The organism is Microbacterium wangyouchuni, assembly GCF_051546305.1.
Classification (GTDB): Bacteria; Actinomycetota; Actinomycetes; order Actinomycetales; family Microbacteriaceae; genus Microbacterium.
The window spans coordinates 308,026-330,952 of record NZ_JBPTMA010000001.1; the positions used below are offsets into that span (position 1 = coordinate 308,026).

At 63.4% G+C, this 22,927-nt stretch carries 21 protein-coding genes and 1 pseudogene; 12 read left to right on the forward strand and 10 right to left on the reverse strand.

The genetic code is table 11. The annotated features are described in order from the left end of the window. From ACSS7Z_RS01525 to ACSS7Z_RS01540, 4 genes are read left to right on the forward strand one after another with little or no spacing between them, the layout of a single operon-like run. Positions 1-1,038 carry an ABC transporter ATP-binding protein gene (locus ACSS7Z_RS01525; RefSeq protein ID WP_438252666.1) on the forward strand — a complete coding sequence of 346 codons (1,038 nt, stop codon included), beginning with the start codon at positions 1-3 and terminating at the stop codon, positions 1,036-1,038. Continuing rightward, positions 1,035-2,069 (forward strand): ABC transporter ATP-binding protein, encoded by a 1,035-nt coding sequence (locus ACSS7Z_RS01530; RefSeq protein ID WP_438252667.1) that lies wholly within the window; start codon positions 1,035-1,037, stop codon positions 2,067-2,069. Before ACSS7Z_RS01525 ends, ACSS7Z_RS01530 begins: the two co-directional genes overlap by 4 nt. A 2-nt stretch (positions 2,070-2,071) precedes the next feature. Continuing rightward, on the forward strand, positions 2,072-3,064 hold the full coding sequence (locus tag ACSS7Z_RS01535; RefSeq protein ID WP_438252668.1) for an ABC transporter permease: 993 nt from the start codon (positions 2,072-2,074) through the stop codon (positions 3,062-3,064). Next, positions 3,061-4,005 (forward strand): ABC transporter permease, encoded by a 945-nt coding sequence (locus ACSS7Z_RS01540; protein ID WP_438252669.1) that lies wholly within the window; start codon positions 3,061-3,063, stop codon positions 4,003-4,005. Before ACSS7Z_RS01535 ends, ACSS7Z_RS01540 begins: the two co-directional genes overlap by 4 nt. A gap of 40 nt (positions 4,006-4,045) precedes the next feature. Here ACSS7Z_RS01540 and ACSS7Z_RS01545 read toward each other — a convergent pair whose 3' ends face one another. Beyond that, positions 4,046-4,831 carry an IclR family transcriptional regulator gene (locus tag ACSS7Z_RS01545; RefSeq protein ID WP_438252670.1) on the reverse strand — a complete coding sequence of 262 codons (786 nt, stop codon included), beginning with the start codon at positions 4,829-4,831 and terminating at the stop codon, positions 4,046-4,048. Between the two features lie 310 nt (positions 4,832-5,141). Between ACSS7Z_RS01545 and ACSS7Z_RS01550 the strand changes: the two genes are divergently transcribed. After that, positions 5,142-5,909 carry an IclR family transcriptional regulator gene (locus ACSS7Z_RS01550; RefSeq protein ID WP_438252671.1) on the forward strand — a complete coding sequence of 256 codons (768 nt, stop codon included), beginning with the start codon at positions 5,142-5,144 and terminating at the stop codon, positions 5,907-5,909. Positions 5,910-5,923: 14 nt separating this feature from the next. Here the strand turns inward: ACSS7Z_RS01550 and ACSS7Z_RS01555 are convergent, their stop codons facing one another. From ACSS7Z_RS01555 to ACSS7Z_RS01580, 6 genes and pseudogenes are all read right to left on the reverse strand, one after another. Then, complete coding sequence (locus tag ACSS7Z_RS01555) at positions 5,924-6,571, reverse strand: zinc-binding dehydrogenase (protein WP_438253057.1); 648 nt, start codon at positions 6,569-6,571, stop codon at positions 5,924-5,926. Beyond that, positions 6,572-7,009 (reverse strand): annotated as a pseudogene (locus ACSS7Z_RS01560) (alcohol dehydrogenase catalytic domain-containing protein); the annotation flags it as partial. A gap of 34 nt (positions 7,010-7,043) precedes the next feature. Next, positions 7,044-8,069: a sugar ABC transporter substrate-binding protein gene (locus ACSS7Z_RS01565; RefSeq protein WP_438252672.1), complete on the reverse strand. Its 1,026-nt coding sequence runs from the start codon at positions 8,067-8,069 to the stop codon at positions 7,044-7,046. A 56-nt stretch (positions 8,070-8,125) separates the two neighbouring features. Next, a complete protein-coding gene (locus tag ACSS7Z_RS01570) occupies positions 8,126-9,106 on the reverse strand; it encodes an ABC transporter permease (protein WP_438252673.1) in 981 nt (326 codons plus the stop codon). Beyond that, positions 9,106-10,614 (reverse strand): sugar ABC transporter ATP-binding protein, encoded by a 1,509-nt coding sequence (locus ACSS7Z_RS01575; RefSeq protein WP_438252674.1) that lies wholly within the window; start codon positions 10,612-10,614, stop codon positions 9,106-9,108. Before ACSS7Z_RS01575 ends, ACSS7Z_RS01570 begins: the two co-directional genes overlap by 1 nt. After that, on the reverse strand, positions 10,611-11,384 hold the full coding sequence (locus tag ACSS7Z_RS01580; protein WP_438252675.1) for an SDR family NAD(P)-dependent oxidoreductase: 774 nt from the start codon (positions 11,382-11,384) through the stop codon (positions 10,611-10,613). Before ACSS7Z_RS01580 ends, ACSS7Z_RS01575 begins: the two co-directional genes overlap by 4 nt. 146 nt (positions 11,385-11,530) lie before the next feature. Between ACSS7Z_RS01580 and ACSS7Z_RS01585 the strand changes: the two genes are divergently transcribed. After that, positions 11,531-12,955 carry an aldehyde dehydrogenase family protein gene (locus ACSS7Z_RS01585; protein WP_438252676.1) on the forward strand — a complete coding sequence of 475 codons (1,425 nt, stop codon included), beginning with the start codon at positions 11,531-11,533 and terminating at the stop codon, positions 12,953-12,955. On the opposite strand, the gene ACSS7Z_RS01590 is transcribed toward ACSS7Z_RS01585, so the two are convergent. Both ACSS7Z_RS01590 and ACSS7Z_RS01595 read right to left on the reverse strand, forming a co-directional pair. Beyond that, positions 12,908-13,210, reverse strand: a complete 303-nt coding sequence (locus tag ACSS7Z_RS01590; RefSeq protein WP_438253058.1) for an IclR family transcriptional regulator domain-containing protein — start codon at positions 13,208-13,210, stop codon at positions 12,908-12,910. The genes ACSS7Z_RS01585 and ACSS7Z_RS01590 overlap by 48 nt on opposite strands. Before the next feature lie 12 nt (positions 13,211-13,222). After that, entirely contained in the window at positions 13,223-13,519 is a 297-nt protein-coding gene (locus ACSS7Z_RS01595) for a DUF503 domain-containing protein (protein WP_438252677.1), read from the reverse strand. 100 nt (positions 13,520-13,619) lie between these two features. On the opposite strand from ACSS7Z_RS01595, the gene ACSS7Z_RS01600 reads away from it, so the two are divergent. From ACSS7Z_RS01600 to ACSS7Z_RS01610, 3 genes are all read left to right on the forward strand, one after another. Further along, complete coding sequence (locus ACSS7Z_RS01600) at positions 13,620-14,960, forward strand: HNH endonuclease (protein WP_438252678.1); 1,341 nt, start codon at positions 13,620-13,622, stop codon at positions 14,958-14,960. 128 nt (positions 14,961-15,088) lie between these two features. Continuing rightward, entirely contained in the window at positions 15,089-15,661 is a 573-nt protein-coding gene (locus tag ACSS7Z_RS01605; RefSeq protein WP_438252679.1) for a PadR family transcriptional regulator, read from the forward strand. Then, positions 15,662-17,341, forward strand: a complete 1,680-nt coding sequence (locus ACSS7Z_RS01610) for an ABC1 kinase family protein (RefSeq protein WP_438253059.1) — start codon at positions 15,662-15,664, stop codon at positions 17,339-17,341. Positions 17,342-17,351: 10 nt separating this feature from the next. Here ACSS7Z_RS01610 and ACSS7Z_RS01615 read toward each other — a convergent pair whose 3' ends face one another. Then, positions 17,352-17,843 carry a single-stranded DNA-binding protein gene (locus tag ACSS7Z_RS01615; RefSeq protein ID WP_438252680.1) on the reverse strand — a complete coding sequence of 164 codons (492 nt, stop codon included), beginning with the start codon at positions 17,841-17,843 and terminating at the stop codon, positions 17,352-17,354. Positions 17,844-18,143: 300 nt separating this feature from the next. Here ACSS7Z_RS01615 and ACSS7Z_RS01620 point away from each other — a divergent pair, with 300 nt between their 5' ends. The 3 genes from ACSS7Z_RS01620 (at position 18,144) to ACSS7Z_RS01630 (ending at position 22,918) form a co-directional block, all read left to right on the forward strand. After that, positions 18,144-21,443 (forward strand): M66 family metalloprotease, encoded by a 3,300-nt coding sequence (locus ACSS7Z_RS01620; RefSeq protein ID WP_438252681.1) that lies wholly within the window; start codon positions 18,144-18,146, stop codon positions 21,441-21,443. Between the two features lie 127 nt (positions 21,444-21,570). Next, the gene (locus ACSS7Z_RS01625) at positions 21,571-21,930 is read left to right on the forward strand and encodes an ArsR/SmtB family transcription factor (RefSeq protein ID WP_438252682.1); all 360 of its coding nucleotides are present in this window, start codon (positions 21,571-21,573) and stop codon (positions 21,928-21,930) included. A 1-nt stretch (position 21,931) separates the two neighbouring features. Then, positions 21,932-22,918, forward strand: a complete 987-nt coding sequence (locus ACSS7Z_RS01630) for an SRPBCC family protein (protein WP_438252683.1) — start codon at positions 21,932-21,934, stop codon at positions 22,916-22,918. Positions 22,919-22,927: the final 9 nt, after the last annotated feature.

Sequence of the window (22,927 nt, forward strand, 5' to 3'; positions counted from 1 at the left end):
ATGTCGGATGACACGGAGGTGGCGGTCCGTCTTCGTGGCGTGAACGTGCACGTCGCGACGGAGCGAGAAGAGCTGCAGATCCTGCACGACGTGGAGCTCACAGTGCGCAAGGGTTCGGTGGTCGCTCTCGCGGGAGAGTCGGGTTCAGGAAAGTCGACAGCGATGCTGGCGACTCTCGACCTTCTGGCATCAGGCGTGCGGATGGAAGGCGAAGTCGAGATCCTCGGCCGCGACATACTTGCTCTCACGCCGAAGGAACTTCGCCGCTTCCGCGCCAGTCACGCCCGCGTCATCTTTCAGGATCCGTGGAGTTCCCTCCATCCCATGCAGAGCATTGGTTCGCAGCTCATCGAATCGGCACGGCTCGCTGAGCCGAAGCTGAGCAAGACAGCAGCTGCTGAGCTCGCCATCGACATGCTGACCCAGGTCGGGATTCCCGAACCCGAAAACCGAATGAAGGCATACCCGCATCAGGTTTCCGGCGGTCAGCTGCAGCGCATCGTCATCGCGATGGCGCTTGTCGCATCGCCGCAGGTGCTTTTGTGCGACGAGCCCACCACGGCACTGGATGTCACGACGCAAGAGCAGATTCTTCAGCTTCTGCGTGATCTGCGAGAGTCCCTCGGACTCACCATCATCATCGCCACCCATGACCTTGAAGTAATTGAGGGGTTCGCGGATGAACTTATCGTCATGTATGCCGGATCCATCGTGGAATCCGGTCCTGTGCACGCGGTTCTCGACGAGCCACGGCATCCGTATACCTGGGCTCTGCTGCAGGCCGATCCACAACGCAGCGTCGGTTCGCGCCTGCGTGCGCTCGAGGGGCGTCCGCCATCGCCGGACGCCCGTCCACTCGGCTGTGCATTCGCTCCGCGGTGCGCGGCCGCGATCGAACTGTGCACCACTATTCCTGTGCGTCCGGTGCGCATCAGCGCCGATCGCGTCACAGCGTGCACGCGAGTGCAGATTCAGGAGGGCAAAGCGATGCATGACGGTCGCCCCCTGCAGGAAATGACGATCGGAGTGGCAGGATGACTCGGGCCATCGTCGAGGACGTCGCTGAAACGGTCCTGGAGATCACTGGTATCTCGCAGCATTTTGCCGGACCGCGCGGCACCACCATCCGCGCCGTCAACGATGTCTCGCTCTCCGTGCGCCGCGGTGAGACTCTCGGTATCGTCGGCGAGTCCGGTTCAGGCAAGACCACGGTAGGCCGTACGTCGCTTCGCCTGTACCGGCCCACCGCGGGCCAGGTCGTCTTCGAAGGTGAGGATGTCACCCACGCATCGACAAGAGCGCTTCGCCGTCATCTGCGCCGCCGCTCGGCGATGGTCTTCCAAAATCCCACCACCTCGTTGAATCCGCAGCTGCGTCTGGGGGAGACTCTGGCTGAGCCGCTAGAAATCCATCGCATCGGCAGCGCCGCGCAACGCCGTCATCATGTCGCGGACATCCTCGAGCGCGTCGGCATCGCACCCGACTGGGCGATGCGCTTTCCACGAGAACTCTCAGGTGGACAGCGTCAACGCATCGGTGTGGCTCGTGCCCTGATGCTCGAGCCATCGCTGATCGTCGCCGACGAGCCGACTGCGGCGCTCGATGTTTCGGTGCAGGCGCAGGTGGTGAATCTGTTGGCTGATCTGCAAGCGGAGCGCTCGCTCAGCTACGTGTTCATCAGCCACGACCTCTCGCTCGTCCGTCACATCAGCCACCGGGTCGCCGTCATGTACCTCGGGCGCGTGATCGAGCTCGGCACCGCAGAGCAGATCTTCCAGGACCCGCGCCACCCGTACACAGTCTCGCTTGCGTCGATGCAGTTGAAGGACGAGCACAAACTCGTGCCGCAGGGAGAGATCCCGTCGCCGATCAGGCCTCCCAGTGGCTGTGTCTTTCACCCGCGCTGCCCGATCGCGACTGCGAAGTGCGCCGCCGATACCCCTTTTCTCGAAGTTGAGGCCGAGGGACGCACCATCGCCTGCCACTACCCGGGCAAGGTTGTGCTCCCCGCAGCGATCCCGGTCCGTAGTGATCTCCGTCATCCCGTCACCGCAATGGATCGGATGTGAGCATGTCACAGTTGAGCATCGGGCGGATCGATGCCCGCGTACCGTTCTTCGCGCGCGGCGCTTGGCCTATCACCCTCTACTTCCTCAAACGCTTGGGGTGGCTCCTGCTTGTGCTCTGGGGAGTCATCACTCTGCTGTTTGTTCTCTCCCGCGGTGCCGGCGACCCAGCCGCATTGTTCTCTCCGCCCGAGGCTACGGCGGAGCAGATCGAGGAGACTCGCCGGCGCATGGGGCTAGACCAGCCCGTGCTCATCCAATATGTCGCGACGGTGCTCGGTGCCTTCCGGTTCGACTTCGGTGATTCCTTTGCATACCAGCAGGACGCCTTTGGGATCGTCATCTCACGTTTTGCTCCGAGTCTGGCGGTCATCGTTCCCGCACTAATCATCGGGGTGGTGCTCGCATTCGCCCTGGGCATCTATGCTGCGTTGCGGTCTGCAAAGATGCGCGGTCGGGCCTTGATGACTGCCGCGTTCGTCGTCGACGGCATCCCGTATTTCCTTCTCGCGCTAATGCTGATCCTCATCTTCGGAGTCTGGCTTCAGGTGCTTCCCGCCACCGGCAGTGAAGGCTGGCAAAGTCGAGTGCTCCCGATCGCGGTCCTTGCGACCGGTGCAGTCGCGACCCTGGCTCGCCTGGTTCGGGGGCAGATGATCGATGTGTTCAGTGCAGGCTCGGTGCAGACCGCTCGATCCAAGGGGGCCTCCCCGCGTTCGATCATCTTCCGTCACGCACTACCGCTGGCGCTCCCACCGCTCATCGCCTATATCGGCATCCTGTTCTCGGTCATGTTCGGGTCGTTGCTCATCCTCGAACCGATCTTCAACTATTCAGGTATCGGAGCCTTGCTCGTGCGCAGCGTCACCACTCGAGACTTCACCATGGTGCAGGCGGCGGTCTTCCTGATCGCGTTGCTGGTGACAATCGTGAACATGGTGGCCGACGCAGTGGTACGGCTGATTGATCCACGTCTTCGTGCGGAGGTTACGTCATGACCAGCACCACTACGACCGTGAACGCAGTGCAGGCCGGAACGCTCACCAAACACTCGGTCGCCACGCCCCGCTTGTTCAGCATCCTCGTGAGCACGTGGCGGCGGACCTCCGGTCGCGTTGCGATCATAGCCATCCTCGCACTTGTGATGCTCGCCGTACTCGCGCCCGTCATCGCGCCACATGATCCCGATCTGCAGGATCTCTACAACATCAACCAGCCCCCCAGCTGGCTTGGCGGCGAGGGCGACTTCATCTTCGGGACCGACGCGCTCGGCCGCGATGTGCTGAGTCGCGTGCTCTACGGGTTGGGTTTGAGCATCGGTATCGGCGTCGGGGCAGCGACGATCTCGGCGCTACTCGGTCTGACACTGGGGTTGCTCGCCGGATACTTCGAGAGGGGGCTCGGCATCGTGCTGATGCGCATCGCCGACGTCCAGTTCGCGATCCCGTTCACCGCGGTCGGCATCACGCTTGCCGCGGTCATCGGCCCGGGGGTACTGACACTCCTCGTCATCCTTGGATTCTGGGGATGGACGTCGTACGCCCGTACGATCGCGTCGACGGTTTCACAGACCCGCCGACTCGACTTCGTGGTGGCTGCCCGGACGCTCGGCGCGTCCACCCCGCGGCTGCTCGTCAAGCACATCATGCCGAACATCATCGGCCCGGTCATCGTTCTCTGGTCGACCATGGCCGGAGTTCTGGTGCTCGCTGAGAGCGCGCTGTCGCTGCTCGGCCTCGGCGTGCAGCTGCCGATGTTCTCGCTAGGCACGATCCTCTCCGAGGCGCAGGTCAACCTGCGCCTTGCACCCTGGGCTACTATCGCACCGGGCCTCGCGCTCATGGCGATCGTGCTCTCGTTCAATACCTTGGGCGACGCACTTCGCGACGTCACCGATCCGAGTGCTTCCAAGGTCGTCAGCGATCCGAAGCTGACGTGAGTCATGCGCGGTCATGGCGGGGACCTGGCGAAAGTTAGCGTCAGGTCACGCGGAGCGCGGATGAGAGCTTCTCAGCTGTGCTCATCGTTGCTTGGGCGAGTTCCTTCTCGCGCTGCGAGGTCAGACGAGAAGCCAGAGCCGCGACGCTGATACAGCCGATAACCTCTCCGAAACGATTGCGCACGGGGGCGGCGAAGCTGGTGGCATCCGCGATACGCTCGCCTTCGCTACGCGCATAGCCCTGCTCTTTGACTTCCTGTAGGCGGGCGTACAGCCGCTCGCGCGCGCTCTTGCGTTCTCCGTCGTCGAGGTCAGCGGACTCCAGCGATGCGCGCACCGTGCTCTCAACCTCGTTGTCCGGGAGGAAGGCGAGGATGGCTGCGCCGGAGGCACCGATCGTCAGCGGCAGCGCGGAGCCGACCTGCACGGATATTCGCACCAGCTGAGAGCTCTCGACCTGCCCAATGTAGATGCGGCGGTGGCCGATTCGGCCGGACAGCGTCGCGGTCTCGCCAGTAGTGTCTGCCAGATCGGCGATCACCTGCATGCCGATGCGTCGGAACTGTGACGACTGGTTCGCCGCGTCAGAGAGCGCGAACGCCGAGATGCCCGGTTGATACTTGCGCGTCTGCGGGTTCTGCCAGACGAACGAGCTGTTGCACAGCTCTTGAACGATGCGGTGCACGACTGCTTTACTGAGCCCGGTTGCGCGCGCGATGTCGGTGATGCCCAGTGGTTTCTCGGCCCCGGCGAACGCCAGCAGAACTTCCGAGACCCGAGCTGTCGTTGAATCCGCCGGCTTGATGGGGAGCGCTTCGATGGTCATGCAACTACTCCGTGCGTACCGGTAAGCGAAATCTGAGAATGCGTCACTCTCTCATTATGGTGGAAAATTGCCGGGTCGCGTCGGAAAAATGGTCACGAAATCGGTTTCATTGAGTGGATCGATGGGTTTTCGCAGGGTGGTCGCGATCAGTCGTCGCTGGAGTGCAATCCGCGGCGGGTCGACAACAGGGCGGTCATCAGAATTCAATACGGTGTCGAGATCGTTTGGTCCGACAGTTTCGGAGCGTGGCTTCTTCAGGGGTTGACCGGGTCCGTTACGTTAGAGACAACAGGTACCCAGAAAGATGGCAATGGCGCAACGCGATGCGATTCCGGGCGCAGGCAGCGCGCGCAAGGTGCTTGACGTGCTTTTCTGTTTCACAGCGGATAGCCCGGTCTGGTCCGCGCACGACCTCGCTTTGCGAATCGATGTGTCCGTCGCGACGATGTATCGCTATCTCGCGTTGCTTCGCGATGTCGGACTACTCTTCGACGACGGTAACGGACAGTACAGCATGTCGATGCGCGTGCAGGCTTTGTCGGCCGCTGCGGAGGCTGCGCGCTCGACCATCGAGACGATCGCGCTACCAGTCATGAACCGGATTCGTGATGAGGTCGACGAGACGGTTCTCCTCGCGCGTCGGGGTGGACTACACGCGTACTCCATCGAACGGGTGGAGTCGCGACAGCCGGTGCGGATGCAGTTCGACATCGGCCAGGCGATGTTGCTTCACCAGGGCTCGATGCCCCGCGTTTTGCTGGCTGCCATGCAGCCATCAGAACGAGAAAGGTATCTTGCGGAGGTATTCACCGAAGGATCACGCCCCAAAGAGCTCACCGAACGCGCGCTCTCCGAGGTGGCCGCGAGCGGCTACACGCAGAGTTTCGGAGAGATCGACGACGGAATCTGGGGCGTGGCCGCGTCGGTCAAGGTCGGCAGTCAGACCGCCGCAGCTCTTGGAGTCGCTGCCCCGATGTACCGACTTGACGCGAGGCAGCGCGAGCGCATCATCGCTGCGGTGCGAACTGGAGCGCAGGAGATCTCCGAGCGTGCGGCACTGGGTTCGACCGACGGCTAGTGCGCGCGCGACGTTCAGTCGAAGACGACGACCGAACGAGTGATGCGGTCTCCGGATTCCAGCGCGACGAGAGCGTCATCCGCTTCGGCCAGTGTGATCCGTGCCGTGATGAGTTCGTCCAGAAGGAGCGTGCCTTTGCGGTACATCTCGAGATAGCGGGGGATGTCGATCCGGAATCGATTCGACCCCATGTTCGAACCCTGCAGCGTGCGGCCGAAGGTGAGGTCGACACCCGACACGGCGATACTTTCTCCCTCGGGCAACAGACCGACCACTGTCGCAGTCCCTCCGATGGCGAGCATGCGGAATGCGGCTTCGGCCGTCACACGCAGGCCGACGGCCTCGAACGCATGGTCCACGCCGCCTGAAGTCAATTCGAGAATCTGCTCCGCTTCGGTGCCGTCTGCGATTACCACATCGGTCGCGCCGAAAGCCCGTGCCGCCTCTGCTTTCACGGGTGAACGGTCGACGGCGATGATTCTTCCAGCTCCTGCGATTCTCGCTCCTTGGATCACGTTGAGACCGACGCCGCCGCAGCCGACAACAGCAACGGTTTCACCGGGGCGGACTCGCGCGGTATTGATCGCCGCACCGACGCCGGTGGTGACCGCACAGCCGACGATCGCTGCGACGTCCATCGGAATATCGGCATCGATCTTCACGAGAGCACGTTCGTGAACGAGCAATAGCTCGCTGAACCCAGAAAGGTTAACGAACTGTGAAACGGGCGCACCCTGGCGCGAGAGCCTGGGCGCGCCTCCTGTGCGCGACAGGCCGCCTTGTGGGCACAGGTACATCCGACCCGTGAGGCAATACGAGCACTCGCCGCAGAAGGCTGTAAGGCACCCGACGACGGCGTCGCCGGGTCGCAGGTAGGTTACCTGCGACCCGACGGCCTCGACGATGCCCGCGCACTCGTGCCCCAACACCAATGGCAGAGGAAAGGTCGTCCACGTGCCCTGCCTGAAGTGCAGGTCGCTGTGACAGACCCCGCACGCCGCGGTGCGAACAAGGACTTCATGATCCAGCGGCTGGTCCACGATGAGATCGTGGACCAATTCCTGAGGCTTCCCCACTTCGGTCAGAACAAGCGCGCGCATGTCATCTTCCTTCTTAGTTTCGGGCTTCTCAATGTCAGTTGATGCCGGGGTAATCGACGCGGGCTTCGTACGCCACCCAGTCGTCGACGTTGTCCGCGGTCCACTCTGCGAGTCCGGTGATGGTGAACACGTCGGTGGTCTCCGGCCGGGGGCTGGAGCCGTCGGCGATCTTTGCGATTCGGTCGGCCAACTGCAAACCGATCTCGGTCGGGTCCAGGTCCCACGTCGCGTTGACAGCGCCTTGACGTATGCCATCGATGCCCTGGCTTTCAGCGTTCATGCCCGTGACTATGACATCGCGACCTGCGGCCTGAACAGCAAGACCGGCACCAAGGGCGGGCCCGTCGCCCATTGTCCACAGCGCGGTGAGGTTCGGGAACCGGGTTAGTAGATCCTCTGCGATCGGGCGCGCTGTCGCAGCATCATCAGGGATCGCCCGTTCGCGGGCGACGATCTGGAGATCGGGGCACTCCTGTTCGACAGTGGAGAGGAAGCTGTCCCAGCGTTCGGCCAGAACTGGGATGTCCACGGCCTCGATCAGAGCGACCTCGCCGGTACCACCGCTCTGTTCACAGACATACTGCCCTGAGAGCTCGCCGAGTTCGAGCGACGGCAGGTTGACCTGTACGAGGACCTCCGTGAACCCTGTGCCTCCGATCGAGTACAGATCGATTCCGGCATCGATCGCCCGCTCGACGGACCCCCGAATGGCATTCGGATCGCCAGCGAGATTCAGCACGATGCCATCCACGCCCTGGTCGATGAACTGGTCGACATGCGACACTTGCGCGTTGATATCGAGCGCCGCATCGAGGAACTTCACTTCGATACCCGCGTCGATCAGACCTGCGGCCAGCGCTTCGTATTGGGCGCGTGCCGATTCGATCGCATAGTTAGCGCCGGTGATACCGACGATATAGCCGTCACCGGATGGCTGGGCTGAACTGGGCGCGGGTTCTCCCGCCGGTGCGGTGGAGACGGAGCAACCCGTCAGTGCGAAGACTGCCGCCAGCGTCAGTGCTGCCGGAGTCGTCCAGCGGTGCTGTTCGTATCGTGCCATGGTTTCTCCTCGGGTGTGATCGTGTAGCGGACAGTCAGTGGGACGAACGGTTGGGGTCAGCGGCGATTGCGAAGGCGATCCAGCGCGATCGCCGCGACGAGGATGGCACCGGTCGCGATGCCTTGCCAGTAGGACGGGACACCGGCCAGCGTGATTCCGTTTGCGATGACACCCAGGAACAGCACGCCGATCGCCGTTCCGCCGATGTTTCCGGCGCCGCCGGAGAAGCTTGCGCCGCCCAGAAGCACAGCGGCCGCGGCGGAGAGCTCTAGGCCAGCAGCCCCACTGACCGGTTGCGATGACGTGAGTCGCCCGGTGAGCATAATGGCTGCAATCCCCGCTGTGATGGCTGCGATGGCGTACGTTGCGAGACGCACGCGGCGCACATTCACGCCAGCGAGGTGGGCTGCCGCAGCGTTCCCCCCGACCGCGTAGATGGCACGACCGAAACGCGTCCAACGGAGCACTATGTAGCCGATTGCACCGATCAGGAGAGCGATGAGCACGGGGATCGAGAAGCCGTTCACCGACCCGTCGCCGATGATCTGGATGATCGGCGACGACATGGTGGAAACAGGGATCCCGTTGCTGAGGACCAGGGCGACACCGCGGAACAGCTCGAGCATCGCGAGCGTGACTACGAAGAAGTTGAAGCCACCGTACGCGATGAGCACGCCGTTGAATACGGTACCGAGCAGCGTGCACGCGAGAACGGTGAAGAGGATCGCGAGCAGCGGATCCACCCCCGAGCTGACCATCATCGCGAGCATCACTCCGCCGAGCGCAGTCATGGAGCCGATCGACAGGTCGAGTCCACCGCCGATTATCACGAAGGTCAATCCCACCGCCACGACGAAGAGTACTGAGTTCGTCCTGAGGATGTTCAGGACGTTGCCATACGTCAGGAAGTTCTCCTGGGTGGCAGCGAGGAGAATGACGAGCACGATCAGTGCGGCTCCGACGCCCAGGTAGCGCAGGGCGAGTGAGCCCAACGAGCGTGTGGGTGCCGTCTTGGTGATGGCAAAGGTATCGGTCATCATGGGGCCCCTTCGGAGGCAGCGATTTCGTGTGCACCGGCCGTGTGGAAAGTGAGGGTTTCCTCGGTAGCTTCCGCGGCTGAGAACTCGGCGACGATCCGGCCATGGAACATGGCGTAAATGCGATCGCAGACGCCGAGCAGTTCCTGGAGCTCGGAGGAGACGATCAGCAACCCCATGCCTTCTGAAACCAAGCCAGACAGTTCCGCGTAGATGTCCTCTTTGGCGCCGACGTCGATTCCTCGTGTCGGCTCGTCGAGGAGAAGCACCCGGGGCTTGGTCGCCAACTCTCGCGCGATGACGACTTTTTGCTGATTCCCGCCCGAGAGCTGAGAGACGATCTGCTCGGGACTGCTTGCGCGGATCTTCAGCCCGCGTGAGCCGGCCGCGAACGCTGCGCGATCGAAGTGCTTCGTCAGGAACGCGAACGGTCGTCGCTCGTTCATGAGCGCGAGTGAAGCATTGCGGAGAATCGACCAGCCCAGGACAAGACCTTCCGCCTTGCGGTCCTCGGGAACGTAGCCGATCCGGTGGCGGTGCGCCTCACGCGGATTGCGGATGCGCACGGGAATGCCGTCGAGCTTGATGATTCCGTATCTGGGCTTGCGCGTACCGACGATGGTGCGGAGGATTGCGCTACGCCCACTGCCGACCAGGCCTGCTATGCCCACAATCTCGCCCGATCGAACATCGAGCGTGATGTCCTGAAGGAATCCGCGGCTTACGTTCTCGAGTTCGAGAACCGGAGGGCCAAGCTCGACGTCGGCCTTGTGCCAGTAGTCGGCCAGATCTCGTCCCACCATCATCGCGACCAGTGCACGTTCGTCGGTTTCGGTGATCAATGTTGATCCGACGTAGCGGCCGTCGCGCAGGACCGTCGCGCGGTCGGCGATGTCCATGATCTCTTTCATCCGGTGCGTGATGAACGCGACCGCGACGCCTTGGTCACGCAACTGTCGCAGAACGGCTACGAGACGTCGCACGTCGGCTTCATCGAGTGAGCTCGTGGCTTCATCGAGTAACAACACGCGAGGGCGGCCGACGAGCGCCTTTGCAACTTCGACGAGCTGGCGACGCCCGGTAGACAACGAGCTCACCACGGTACGCGAGTCGATATCGAACCCCAGGTCGTCTAGAAGTCGTTGTGCTTGTTGATGGACGGCGCGCCAGCTGACGCCGCCCGTGCCGGGCAGGCGGCCGATCATGATGTTCTCGCCGACCGTGAGAGCCGGGACTAGCTGCGGCTCTTGCTGCACAAGAGCGACTCCGAGATCCTTTGCCTGCCTCGGATTCAAGCTCGCTTTGGCCTCACCGAACACCTCGATAGTGCCAGCCGTGGGTTCTTGAGAACCAGCGAGCAGCGCGAGGAAAGTGGACTTCCCGGAGCCGTTCTCACCCATGACGGCGTGGATCTCGCCGGGGTACAAGGTGAGCGACGCGTCCTTCAGCGCCACGACGCCGGGGTAGAGCTTAGTTATCCCGGTCGCCCGGACAGCCGCGACGGTCATGAGCGCTGGATGCCGCCGTCGAGGCTGATGATCTGTCCTGTCATGAAGTCGGACCCGGTGCCTGCGAGGAACACTGCAAGCGGGCCGATCTCATCAGCCTTCCCGACGCGGCCGAGTGGCGCTGCCTTCTCGACCGCGTCGATAATCTCAGGGACGGCGAAGAGGTGCGCGTTGATATCGGTTGCGAAGGCCCCCGGAGCAATAGAGTTCACCGTCAGGGTGGGAGCCCATTCCCAGGCGAGCGTTTTCGTCATGGCTATGACGGCGCCTTTGCTTGCCGCGTATGCGACCCAGCCTTCACTACCGCGGATCCCGATGTCTGATGTGACTGTGACGAGCTTTCCGTGACCCTGTGCGAGCATGCGCGCACCGAATGCTTGCAGAATTCGGAACGTGCCCGTGGCATTTGTATCCATGAGCGCAGCAAACTCGACGGCGGTCGTCTCTAATGCGGGCTTCATGAGCGAAATCCCGGCGTTCGCGAAGACGGCGTCTATTCCACCCGTCTCCGTCCAGATCTGGTCGACTACCGCTGTGGCGTCCGAATCGGTGATATCGAGGGCAAGGGCCATGGGGTCCCCGCCCTCACCGCGGATTAGCTGGACGGTCTCCTCCAGTGCAGCCATGTCCCGACCGGTCACCACGACTCTGGCCCCGGCTGCGGACACAGCACGAGCCATCGAGCGTCCGAGACCTCTGCTCGCGCCGGTGACGACGACCGTCCGGTTGCGGAGGGGTAGCCCGGTGCCGTTGCCTGTCGAGTTGAACATCGTCGTTGCTCCTCTTGTACCGCGACCTAGAACTGGTTAGATTCTCAATACATGCGAACCTGCTCGCATATGTTGAGAATAGACAGGTGACCCGTGACGGGTCAAGAGTCAGTCACGACTGACATACACAGAAGCGAGGCGGCGCAATGGTGACCAATTGGGCGAAGTTCTTCATCAATGGTGCGTGGGTAGCTCCAGCCGATTCGGGTCGGCAGATTCCCATCTACAACTCTGTGACTGAGGAGCTCCTTGAGACCGTTCCTGCAGGGAATGCGAATGATGTGGATCGCGCAGTGCGCGCGGCGCACGCGGCCTTCCCGAGTTGGTCGGCACTGTCGGTCGCGGAGCGAGCCGGATATCTGCGTCGGCTCGCCGCCGGCCTGCGCGCGCGTGTGGAGCAGATCGCGCCGCTGATCAGCCTCGAGGTCGGCATGCCAATCGGTGGCGCGCGCGGATATCAGACGATCCGCGCCTCTGAGTTCTTTGAGATGTTCGCCGACCTCGGAGAATCGATGGAGTTCGAGCAGCGGATCGGAGATTCGTTGGTGATCCACGAGCCGGTCGGTGTGGTCGCAGCGATCAGCCCGTCAAACTTCCCGTTGCTTCTGACGTTGGTCAAGCTCGGGCCTGCGCTCATCACTGGCTGCACCGTCGTCGTGAAACCGCCCGAGACGGCACCGGGATCGGTCTTTCATCTTGCTGAGGTGGCCGAGGAGATCGGGCTACCCAAAGGCGTCATCAACGTCATCACCGGTTATGGCCCCGAGGCCGGTGAGCCCCTCGCGACCCATCCACTTGTAGACATGATCAGCTTCACGGGCTCGACGGGAGTGGGACGTCGCCTGCTGCAGCTCGGCTCCGAGACGATCAAGCGCGCGCATCTGGAGCTGGGGGGTAAATCCGCAGCCCTGGTTCTCGATGACGCAGATCTGGCGACTTCTCTTAAGCAGGCGACCGATCAGGCTTTCACCAACGCCGGACAGGTGTGCTTCGCCTGGTCTCGTCTTGTCGTGCCACGGTCTCGCCTTCGCGCAGCTGAAGATATCCTGCAGGAGATCGTCGGCAATCACCGTGTGGGCGATCCGCTCGACACGGAGACGACCCTCGGGCCGATCGTCACCAGCGCTGCGCGTGATCGCGTGCGCGGCTATATCGACGGTGCGGTCCGAGAGGGGGCGCGGCTCGTCACGGGTGGGCGATCCCTTCCGGACGGTATCGATCGTGGCTACTTCGTCCGGCCGACGATTCTGTCCGATGTGCACAACGGTATGCGGATCGCGCAGGAGGAGGTGTTCGGTCCCGTCATCGCGCTGATCCCGCACGATGGCGACGCCGACGCCGTGCGTATCGCCAATGACTCCATTTTCGGCCTTCACGGCGCGGTGTTTTCCTCAGATGCTGAACGTGCTCTCGGGGTGGCTCGCCGGATGCGAACCGGACAGGTGGATCTCAACGGTTTCAAGTTGGGTGGAGTAGCCCCGTTTGGGGGATTTAAGCAGTCGGGGCTTGGCCGGGAACTCGGTTCATTCGGTATTCAGGAGTATCTCGAGGTTAAATCTGTGCAGCTGTGACAACGAGCGTTGTTCCGATCGGCCGACAGCCCCCGATGCTCCGATGGTCAGTGGCTGCGCTGACCCGACTTGCACAGAGATTCGAACCAGTTGCGAGCTCTTGACCTGGCCGATGTAGATGCGGCGGTGGCCGATGCGTCCGGAGAGGGTCGCGGTCGCGCCGGTGTGCTCGGACAGATCTGCGAGAATCTCGAGCCCGATTCGTCGGAACTGTGACGACTGGTTGGCCGCGTCAGAGAGCGCGAAAGCCGAGATGGTCGGCCGCGATCAGTCGTCGCTGGAGTGCAATCCGCGGCGGGTCGACAACAGCGTGATCTCGGGATGCTCCTCCGCCAGCATCCGCTCCGCGCGATCGAGGATGTCTCGAACATGGGCGGCTTCTGCCGCGATCACGGACACTCCGATCTCTGATCGCCGGTGCAGATCATGGGCGCCGACCTCGGCGGCGGCGGACTCGGTACGACGGGCCAGGTCGGAAATCAATGGACGAATCACGCTGCGCTTCTCCTTCAGGGAGCGCACATCGCCGAGTAAAACATCGCACCAGAGCCAGCCGATCCACATGCGGCAAGTGTGGCATGTGAACCACCCTGCTATCTGCCGAAAGTTCGATTCTTTCGAAATAATCTTCGACAAAGTCGGACTCGGTTGCTAAGCTGGAGTCATGTCACAGTTGACCGCAATCCACGAGGCCCTGAATGGGCTGGACGCTGTTTGGGCGGATGCCGGTGACTCGAATATTTTGACGAGAGAACAGCTCATCGCAGCGGAAACGGCTGTCGGTCTCCTGCAACGGAGATTGGATGCCCTGCATGTCGATGTCGCCGCCGGGATCGCACACGAGTCGCGAACGGAACTCGGTCCAGACAGTTTGGCGAAGCAGCAGGGGTTCCGCACGGCCGCCAAGCTGATTGCTGCGACGACGGGGGTGTCGTCGGGTGACGCATTCCGGCTGATCAAAGTGGGTGAGGGGACCGCGCCGCGGTCAGATCTGCTGGGCAACCCTCTGCCGGCGAAGTATCAACTGGTGCGTGAAGCTCTGGCTTCTGGAGAGCTGAGCGCGCAGGCGGCGGCGATGATCATCACGCTGCTCGATCGCTGTCGGGTGGCGGCGGGCGTCGAGCGCATCGCCGAGGGGGAGAGAGTCCTCACCGAGAACGCCGTCGGGCTCAGCCTCGACGAGTTGCGCAAGCTCATTGTGCGCGCCGAGGCATGGCTTGACCCCGACGGCATCGAGCCGCGAGAAGAGGAGCGGCGCAGTAAGCGCTTCTTCAACATGTTCGAGCGCGATGGAGAGCTGCATTTCAGTGGCAAGACCGATATCGAAAGCGGTGCCCCGATCCTTGCCGCGTTCCGCGGCTTCGTGTCTGCCGCGTTCGCTGCGCGTAAGGATGCAGTCGACCCCAATGCTCCGGATGCTGACCGCCGCAGCGTAGCGATGATTCAAGCGGACGCATTCGCGGCGTTCTGCTCCCACGTGCTCGGATGCGACTCGAAGCTACCGCTTGCCGGTGCCACAGTCATCGTCCGCATCAGCCTGCAAGATCTGATCTCCGGTGCCGGATGGGCAACGATCGACGGCGCAGATCAGCCAGTCAGCGTCAGCGCAGCCCGGCGAATGGCCGCGGGTGACGGCATCATCCCCTGTGTCCTCGGCGGTGATAGCGAGATTCTCGATTGGGGCCGGAAGAAGCGGTTGTTTACTCGGGCTCAGCGGTTGGCGCTCGTCGAACGGGACGGCGGCTGCGCAATGTGCGCTCTTCCACCCGAAATGACCAAAGCTCATCACATCCGGTGGTGGCAACGACATCACGGTCGAACCGACCTGATGAACGGGGTGCTGCTCTGCGAGACGTGCCACCATCGCATCCACGACAACGGGTGGGAAGTCAACGTTGTCGGCGTCGGAGCTGGGGCACGGGTCTGGTTCATTCCGCCGAACTATGTCGATCCAGCACGCGAGCCCCGGCTCGGCGGGCGCGCACGATTCGATATCGCGGCATGAGGTATTGCGGCATTGAGCACTCCGGCATGAGCGGGTCTCTTCGCGCCGCACCCTTCCCTAGCGATACTGAACGATATATCGTTAACTCCCCAGAGCCGTTCGGCGTCACCCACTATCGCGAGGTCCTCATGAGCACGTCATTCCCTTCGAGCCCGTTCAGCGACGGAGCAATGTTCGGCGGTGCCGGCGGTCCGGCATCCGCGATCTTCGATGCGATGGATCAGCTCAGGAAATCCTTCGAGCAGCGCACCGGGCCCTCGCGGATGGCGCGTGGAGATGTGCGGTCGGCCGTCATCACGCTCCTCGCCGAAGAGCCGATGCACGGGTACCAGATCATCCATGAGATCGAAGAGCGTTCCGGGGGCGCGTGGAAACCCAGTGCCGGATCGGTCTATCCCACGCTGCAGCTCCTGGCTGACGAAGGACTCCTCACCGCAGAAGAGCAGAACGGCCGCAAAACCTACTCGCTCACCGGTGCTGGGCGTGAAGAAGCCGAGATCGCAGCCGAAAAGCCAGCACCATGGGCCGCGTTTTCTTCCCGCGACGGATCAACGCACACTGCGCTGCCGAAAGCGGGAATCGATCTCGCCGGCGCGGCCGCGCAGGTCGCACGCACCGGCTCTCCCGCACAGGTGCAGGAAGCGGTGGCCGTACTCGAAGACGCACGGCGCCGGTTGTACGCGATCCTCGCCGAGAAGTGAATCGGGGCAGTGAGTCCCCACCGCGCACGCTACCGCCGCATCATCGCGTTCGCCGCCAGGCAACTGGTGCAGCTGTGGTGGTTCGAGCTGTTCCTGCCACGCGTCGGCCTTTCGCGCGTCACGGAGCACACTCGTGTCGGACGGATGCAGCGACTGGCCCAGCGATTCCACGTGCTCGCAATCGAGCTCGGTGGACTCATGATCAAGGTGGGGCAGTTCCTCTCCTCTCGTCTTGACGTTCTTCCGCCCGAGATCACCGATGAGCTCGCCGGGCTGCAAGACGAAGTCCCCGCTGTCTCCTTCGCAGACATCAAAGCACTGGCCGAAGCTGAACTCGGCGTTCCGCTCGAACGCGCATTCGCCTGGGTCGATGAGCAACCGCTTGCGGCCGCATCGCTCGGCCAAGTCCACCGCGCCCGGCTCTCCGCACTCGACGCCGCCGATACCGGACTCGGAAACGTCGTCGTGAAGGTGCAGCGTCCCGGCATCGACGAGATCGTCGCCACCGACCTCGCCGCGCTTCGTCGCGTCGCTGGCTGGCTGCGCCGAATCCGCCTCGTCTCCAGCCGTGTCGATGCGCCAGCCCTCGTCGAGGAGTTCGCCCAGACCAGCCTGGAGGAGATCGACTACCTGCACGAAGCCGCGAACGCCGAACGCTTCGCGGACAACTTCGCCGACGACCCTCGCGTCAACACCCCGCAGATCGTCTGGGAACGCGTCACCCGTCGCGTGCTGACGCTGTCGGACGTTACCGCGATCAAGATCAATGACGGTACGGCCCTGCGCGCGGCGGGGATCGACCCGACCGAGGTCGCGAAGGTCTTCGCCGAGGTCATGTTCGACCAGGTGTTCAGCCACAGCTTCGTACACGCCGACCCGCATCCGGGAAACATCTTCGTCACGCCCGCATCGGGGGAGGGAACAGCGGAGGGGACAGGCTGGCGGCTCACCTTTGTCGATTTCGGCATGATGGCCGAGGTTCCAGACGGGTTGCGTGACGGGCTGCGAACGCTGCTGATCGCGGTCGCCGGGCGCGACAGCAAAGGCCTGGTGGATGCCGCGCAGGAAATCGGGATGCTGCTCCCCACCGCCGACACCCTCGAACTCGAACGTGCCCTCACCGCCCTGTTCGCACGCTTCGGCGGGATGGGCGTCGCCGAACTGAGCAAAGTCGACCCGAAGGAATTCAGTGCCTTCGCCGCCGAATTCGGCGATGTCGTGCGGTCGCTTCCGCTGCAGCTGCCTGAAGATATGCTGCTGCTCATCCGCGCGGTCTCGCTCACCTCAGGCATGTGCAGCGGGCTTGACCCCGCCTTCAACGTCTGGGATGCGGCAGAGCCCTATGCCGCGCGCCTGATCCGCGATGAGAGCGGCAACGTCGTGCAGGAATTGGCTCGTCGAGCACTCCGCACCGCAGACGTCACCTGGCGGCTGCCGCAGCGCATCGACAACGTCATCACCAGTATTGACAACGGCACGGTGACGTTCGACACATCCCGCCTCGAACGGCGGCTCGACATCGTGATGAGCATCGGCCGTCGCGCGGTTGCCGCAGTCCTGTTCGCCGGCATGCTCGTCGGCGGCGCACTACTGCTCACGCCGCTGCCCGCGCTGGGAGCGGCGCTCATGATTGTTTCGGCGGCGCCGCTGCTCTATGCGCTCTTCGGTGGCCGGCGCTGAAGCCCCGACATCAGAACGGCGTCTCGTCGACCGCCGCCCACCCAGCATCCGACGCGGGTGCCGCTGCGTCCGCCGCAGCTGGCGCGCCCGCTGGCGCCACTACGGGCACCGTCGCTGACACAGCCGCTACCGGCGCCGACCGATCCCCGCGCGTCACCTGCGCTGTCGCGTACCGGAGCGAGGGCCCGATCTCGTCGATCTGCAACTCGATGCTGACCCGCGAGTTGCCCTCGCGATCCTGGTAGCTGCGCTGCTGCAGGCGCCCGGAGGCGATCACCCGGCTGCCCTTCGATACTGATGAGGCGATGTTCGTCGCGAGGTCGCGCCAGGCAGAGCAGCGCATGAACAGTGCCTCGCCGTCCTTCCATTCGTTCGCCTGGCGATCGAATGAGCGCGGTGTGCTGGCGATGGTGAAGCTCGCCACCGCCGCACCCGACTGCGTGTAGCGCAGTTCGGGGTCGGCCGTCAGGTTCCCCACGATCGTGAGAGTCGTCTCGTTCATGTTCACTCCGGTTCCGTATGTCTGTATCTCGTATCGAGACTGTCTCATCGGTGAGACGTGCTCACTGTAGATCGGGCATCCGACATTCTCGGCGTGCGAACGCACCCGAGCCCCTAATCGCGACGAATCGCCCTGCTACTGAGTTAATGACCGCAGCGTGCAGTATCCTGGATAAGAATTTGGTAAGGGTCTGCGCAAAATGCTCGCCAGTCGAGCAGTCGCCGCTGATCGACTGCCTACACGGTCGTGTCCACCTGGCGCGGCCTGACTCGTTCCCCCCAATCGAGGAAATCCCCCACTATGCCCCCCAGCAAATTCACGCTGTCAACCGCTCGGCGGATGAGAACCGGGTTCGTCGCTTCGCTCTGCGTCGCCGCCCTCGCCGTGCCGATGGTCGCCTCTCAGGAGACAGCCGCCGCTGCAGCGACGGCTCTCCCGGTTAACGACAGCTACCGCGCATCCGCCGACATCGGCTTCCACGACTACACACGCGACGGCTCTGAGCGGGAGATCCGCAACGACCTCACCGGCGATCTCGGCGCGATGGTCGAGTTCGCGCAGATGACCACCGTCGACCCCACCGACAACGCAGCGAACGAAGGACCGACGCTGGTCGCCGATCGTATTGCGCTGCTCATGGTCACACCGACCACGGTTGTCGATTCCCTGAAGGTCGAGGTGAAGGTCAAGGGCGAGGTCAAGGGCACCGTCGACCTCGCACACCCGAATCTGCTCCCGGATGCTGATCAGAGCTTCGACTCGCGCGGAACTGTGGCATATTCGCTGCGCGCGTGGTCGGTCGAACTCCCGTACGAGTGGGTGCAGCCGGGCATCACGCTTACGGTGACCGACGGCGCCGGACGCACCGGCACGCTCGACGCAGTCGATGTCGGTGCGCCGCGTGAGATGGTCATCAACAACATCCGCTTGGGCATGCTCACCTTCCCGCCCGTAGCCAACGGACAGCGCTTCCTCAACGACCCGGCGTCGGGTGCGACTGACTACTTCCAGACGATCCCGCTGTCCAGGCTCACCATGGCGAAGTACGAGGACGTCGAACTCGACAAGGTCATCGTCCACTCGGGTGACATCTACACCGTCGACAGCCCGGATCCCCGTATCGGCAGCGTCTACGCAGGCACCATGCGCGAGAACGTCGGAAAGGCGCAGGTCTCCACCGGCATCAACCTCGCGACGTGGGGCATCACGAGCTCCCCGATGAATCAGCGCCAGCCGGGCAGCACCAACCAGCGCGTCATCCACCACTCCGCTGGGCTCTACTCGAACGGCCGTCATCGCCACGGCCTGTCCGGTGGCAACGGCATGGCGACGCTGTACGACTCCGTCGGAAATGAGCTGAGCCACGAGCTCGGTCACTCCTACGGTATCGGGCACTACCCGGGTGTGAACAACAAGGCGACCGGCGATGACATCGTCCGCGACGCCTCGCACAATATGGACTCGGGATGGGGATACATCGCCTACCGGGGGCTCATGCGCTCAAACCTTGACCAGCGTGCGTACCGGCCGTTCCCGTCGATCAACGGCATGGATTTCCGTGAGAACCTGGCCGGTCGCTACAACTTCAACACCGACGCGATGGCCGGTGGCTGGGATGCCAGCCCGGTTTCCGACTACACCCACCACACTCGCTACACTCTCAAGCGCATCCAGACCTACCTGCGGGATCTTGTCGCGGACACGTCCTACCCGAGCGGCTACCGCGACTGGGATGAGAAGGCAGGCGCCTGGGTCGATGCGAAGCAGGCGAACCCCGAATTCAACATGCTTGCTCCCAAGCAGGTCGGTGTGCCGGTGTTCACCCTTCTCGGTGGATACAACCCGGCCAAGCCCGAGCAGACGCTGATGTACCCGGCATTCCGCTCGAACTACGGTGTGACATTCGATCTGCCGCAGGTGGACCCGCAGATCCAGTCGTACGATCGTGCGTGCTGGGTCGAGGTCACCTTCCAGAATGCTGCCACGCAGTACATCGCCCTGGATGCCAGTGACGGTGTCAAGCAGCTCAACGTGAACATCGCCGAGAGCGAGCGCCCGACCGGTGCGCAGATCTCGTGCCGGGTCGAGAAGCAGACGACCAACATGGGCGAGCCCATCACGATCGCCACTGACCTCGAGCCGATGCCCGCTGCGGTCGTCGTCGGCATGGATGACGGGTTCGATGCGCTCCGCGAGCAGGAGCTGCGCAAGCTGGAAGCGACCCTTCTCGGACTCGAGAATGTTGGTGCCCCGGTGCTGAGCGTCCCGGACATGATCATCCTCCAGGGGTGGGCAGATGATCTCTCCCCGCTGAGCATGAAGGCTCGTCGCGTCGCGGAACGGATCCTGCAACTGACTGCTGATGCACTCACGGTCGAGGCCTACCTTGCTGAGCACGGAGGTAAGGGTGTCACCGCAGCAGATCTGCCTGAACTCGCCTCGTTCCTCGAGGATCGCGGGTATGCCGATGCTGATGGTGCAGTCGACACTCCGGCCGGTTCGGCTGTGACCGTCAACCAGGGACGCTGCCTCTACCTCGATGACAAGAACCTTTTGCGAGTGGATGCTGATCAGAAATGTGCTGACAACCACAAGGAAACCTGGTTCGTTGACATCGCGGGTCGCATCCACAGCGCCCAGAACCCGAACCTGTGCGTCACGCATATGGGTACGTACGGGGTTTCTGACTGCTCGTTGAACAACATCGAACAGCGCTGGGTCTTGAACGGCGACTCAACCGTTGTGCGTGCTTCGAATACGCGCAGTGCAATGGACTACAACCGTAAGACCTCGTATGTGACCTCATATGGGGTGTCGGGCACCACGAACCAGTACTGGGTCGGCTTCAAGACGAACACCAACCCGCTGCTGGCATACCTCAGCGCAGATGGCCTCGCCCTTCTCGCTGGAACCAAGGAAGTCGACAAGCCTGCCGTCGAGGCGCCCGTTGAGGGCAACCCGGCCGAGGAGGTTCCCGTTGACGAAACTCCGACCGAGGTTCCGGACGAGCCAGTGACCGGCGGAATCGGCGACGCGATCGACGAGATCGGCTCTACGCCGGTCGACGACGAGACTCCCGCGGAGGGCGAGCAGCCCGTTGAGGGTGACAAGCCTGCTGAGGGTGAGAAGCCTGCTGAGGGTGACAAGCCTGTTGAAGGCGACAAACCTGCTGAGGGTGAGCAGCCCGCTCCCGTCGAGAGTGACGCACCTGTCGTCGAGCCGGGAGAGAACCCCGACGTGGATGCTCCCAACACTGAGGCGCCAGCGCCGGATGCTGGTGACAAGCCCGCAGCGCCGGTCGAGGGCGGTATCGGAGATGCGGTGGGCGCCCCCACACCCACACCCACCCCCGCCCCCACCGAGACTGACCCGGTTGCCGTTCCTGATGCGGCGCCGGACGGTGCTGGAAACGTTGCGGATGAAACCGCAGTGGGCGGCGTCAGCGATGCTGTCGGCGGCGAGACACCTCCCGTTGCCGTCGAGCCGGCAGGAGACCTTGCGACCACCGGTGGCTCACCGGCATGGATCGCGCTGGGCGCAGCCCTGGCGCTGTTGCTCTCCGGCGGTGCGGTACTGATGATCCGCCGCGTGCGTTCCTGACGAACGACTCATGAATATCGGCCGGCTCCGCATCTGCGGGGTCGGCCGATATCTTGTTCGACAGCACGGTGGCGGTGGCGGCGCCCGCCCTTGACGCAGCATCCGCACGGGCGTAACGTACAGCCAAATGGTTGCACGAATGGGATTGAGTGAAACGGACATCGACCGTGTCTTCCAAGCGCTTGCTGCCCAGACGCGGCGTGACATCCTGCGCCGTACGATCAACGACGAGCAATCTGTCTCGATGCTCGCGGGCGACTACGACATGTCGTTCGCGGCCGTGCAGAAGCACGTCGCCGTTCTCGAGGCCGCCGGTCTCATCATCAAGCGCGCCGAGGGACGCGAGCGGCTCGTCCGTGCGAATCCTGAGATGATCGCACGCGCTCGGGCGCTGCTCGCCCAATACGAAGCCCTGTGGCGGTCGCGCATCGCCCGCCTCGACGACCTGCTGGCAGAGACGCCGGCGCCCAAACAACAAGGAGAGTGAAATGCCTGTCACCGATGTCACCACGGATGCTGAGAACCTCACCATGACCGTCGTCGCCGACCTCGCAGCACCGGTCGAGCGTGTGTGGGCGGCCTATAGCGATCCGCGCCAGCTCGAACGTTTCTGGGGTCCTCCCGGGTGGCCCGCCACCTTCACCACCTGGGACCACGCCGTCGGCGGTCGCGCGATCTATCACATGACCAGTCCGCAGGGCGAGAAATCCTCTGGGGCCTGGGAGTTCCTCGCGATCGAGGAGCCGCACCGGTTCGAGGTGCTCGATTCCTTCGTCGACGATGACGGCACGCCGCTGGAGGGCTTCCCCGCCATGCGCATGGCGTTCGCATTCGAAGCATCCGGTGACAGCACACGCATGGTCACGACCAGCTACTTCACTTCGGCCAAAGCGCTCGAGCAGGTCGTCGCGATGGGCGCGATCGAGGGCACGAAGATGGCGATGGGCCAGCTGGATGCCGTGCTGCAGGACCTGCGCGATTATGCCCAGGGCAAGGGCACGCGCGTTGAGCTACTCGATGACACCCATGTGCGCATCACGCGTCTCGTCGATGGCCCGCGCGAACTCGTCTGGCGCGCGCACCACGAACCGGATCTGATCAAGCAGTGGATGCTCGGACCCGACGGCTGGGAGATGACAGAGTGCGTGGCCACCACGACGGTGGGCGAGAGCTACCGCAACTCCTGGGCGCCGGTCGGCGACACCGAGGGCGAACCATTCGGGTTCGAGGGTGAAGTCCTGCTCATCGATGCCCCGCGTCGCGCTGTGACGACAGAGCGGATGCAGGGGATGCCGACGCAGACGCTCAACGACCTCAACCTCTACGAGGAGGATGGCGCCACCCTGGTCACGGTGTTGATTGAGTACCCCGACCTGGAGACCCGCGACATGATCCTCGCCACCGGCATGGCCGATGGCATGGAGGAGTCGTTCGCGCGCCTCGAGCGCGAGGTGCTCAGCCCCACGCGTTCATAACTCCTGAGA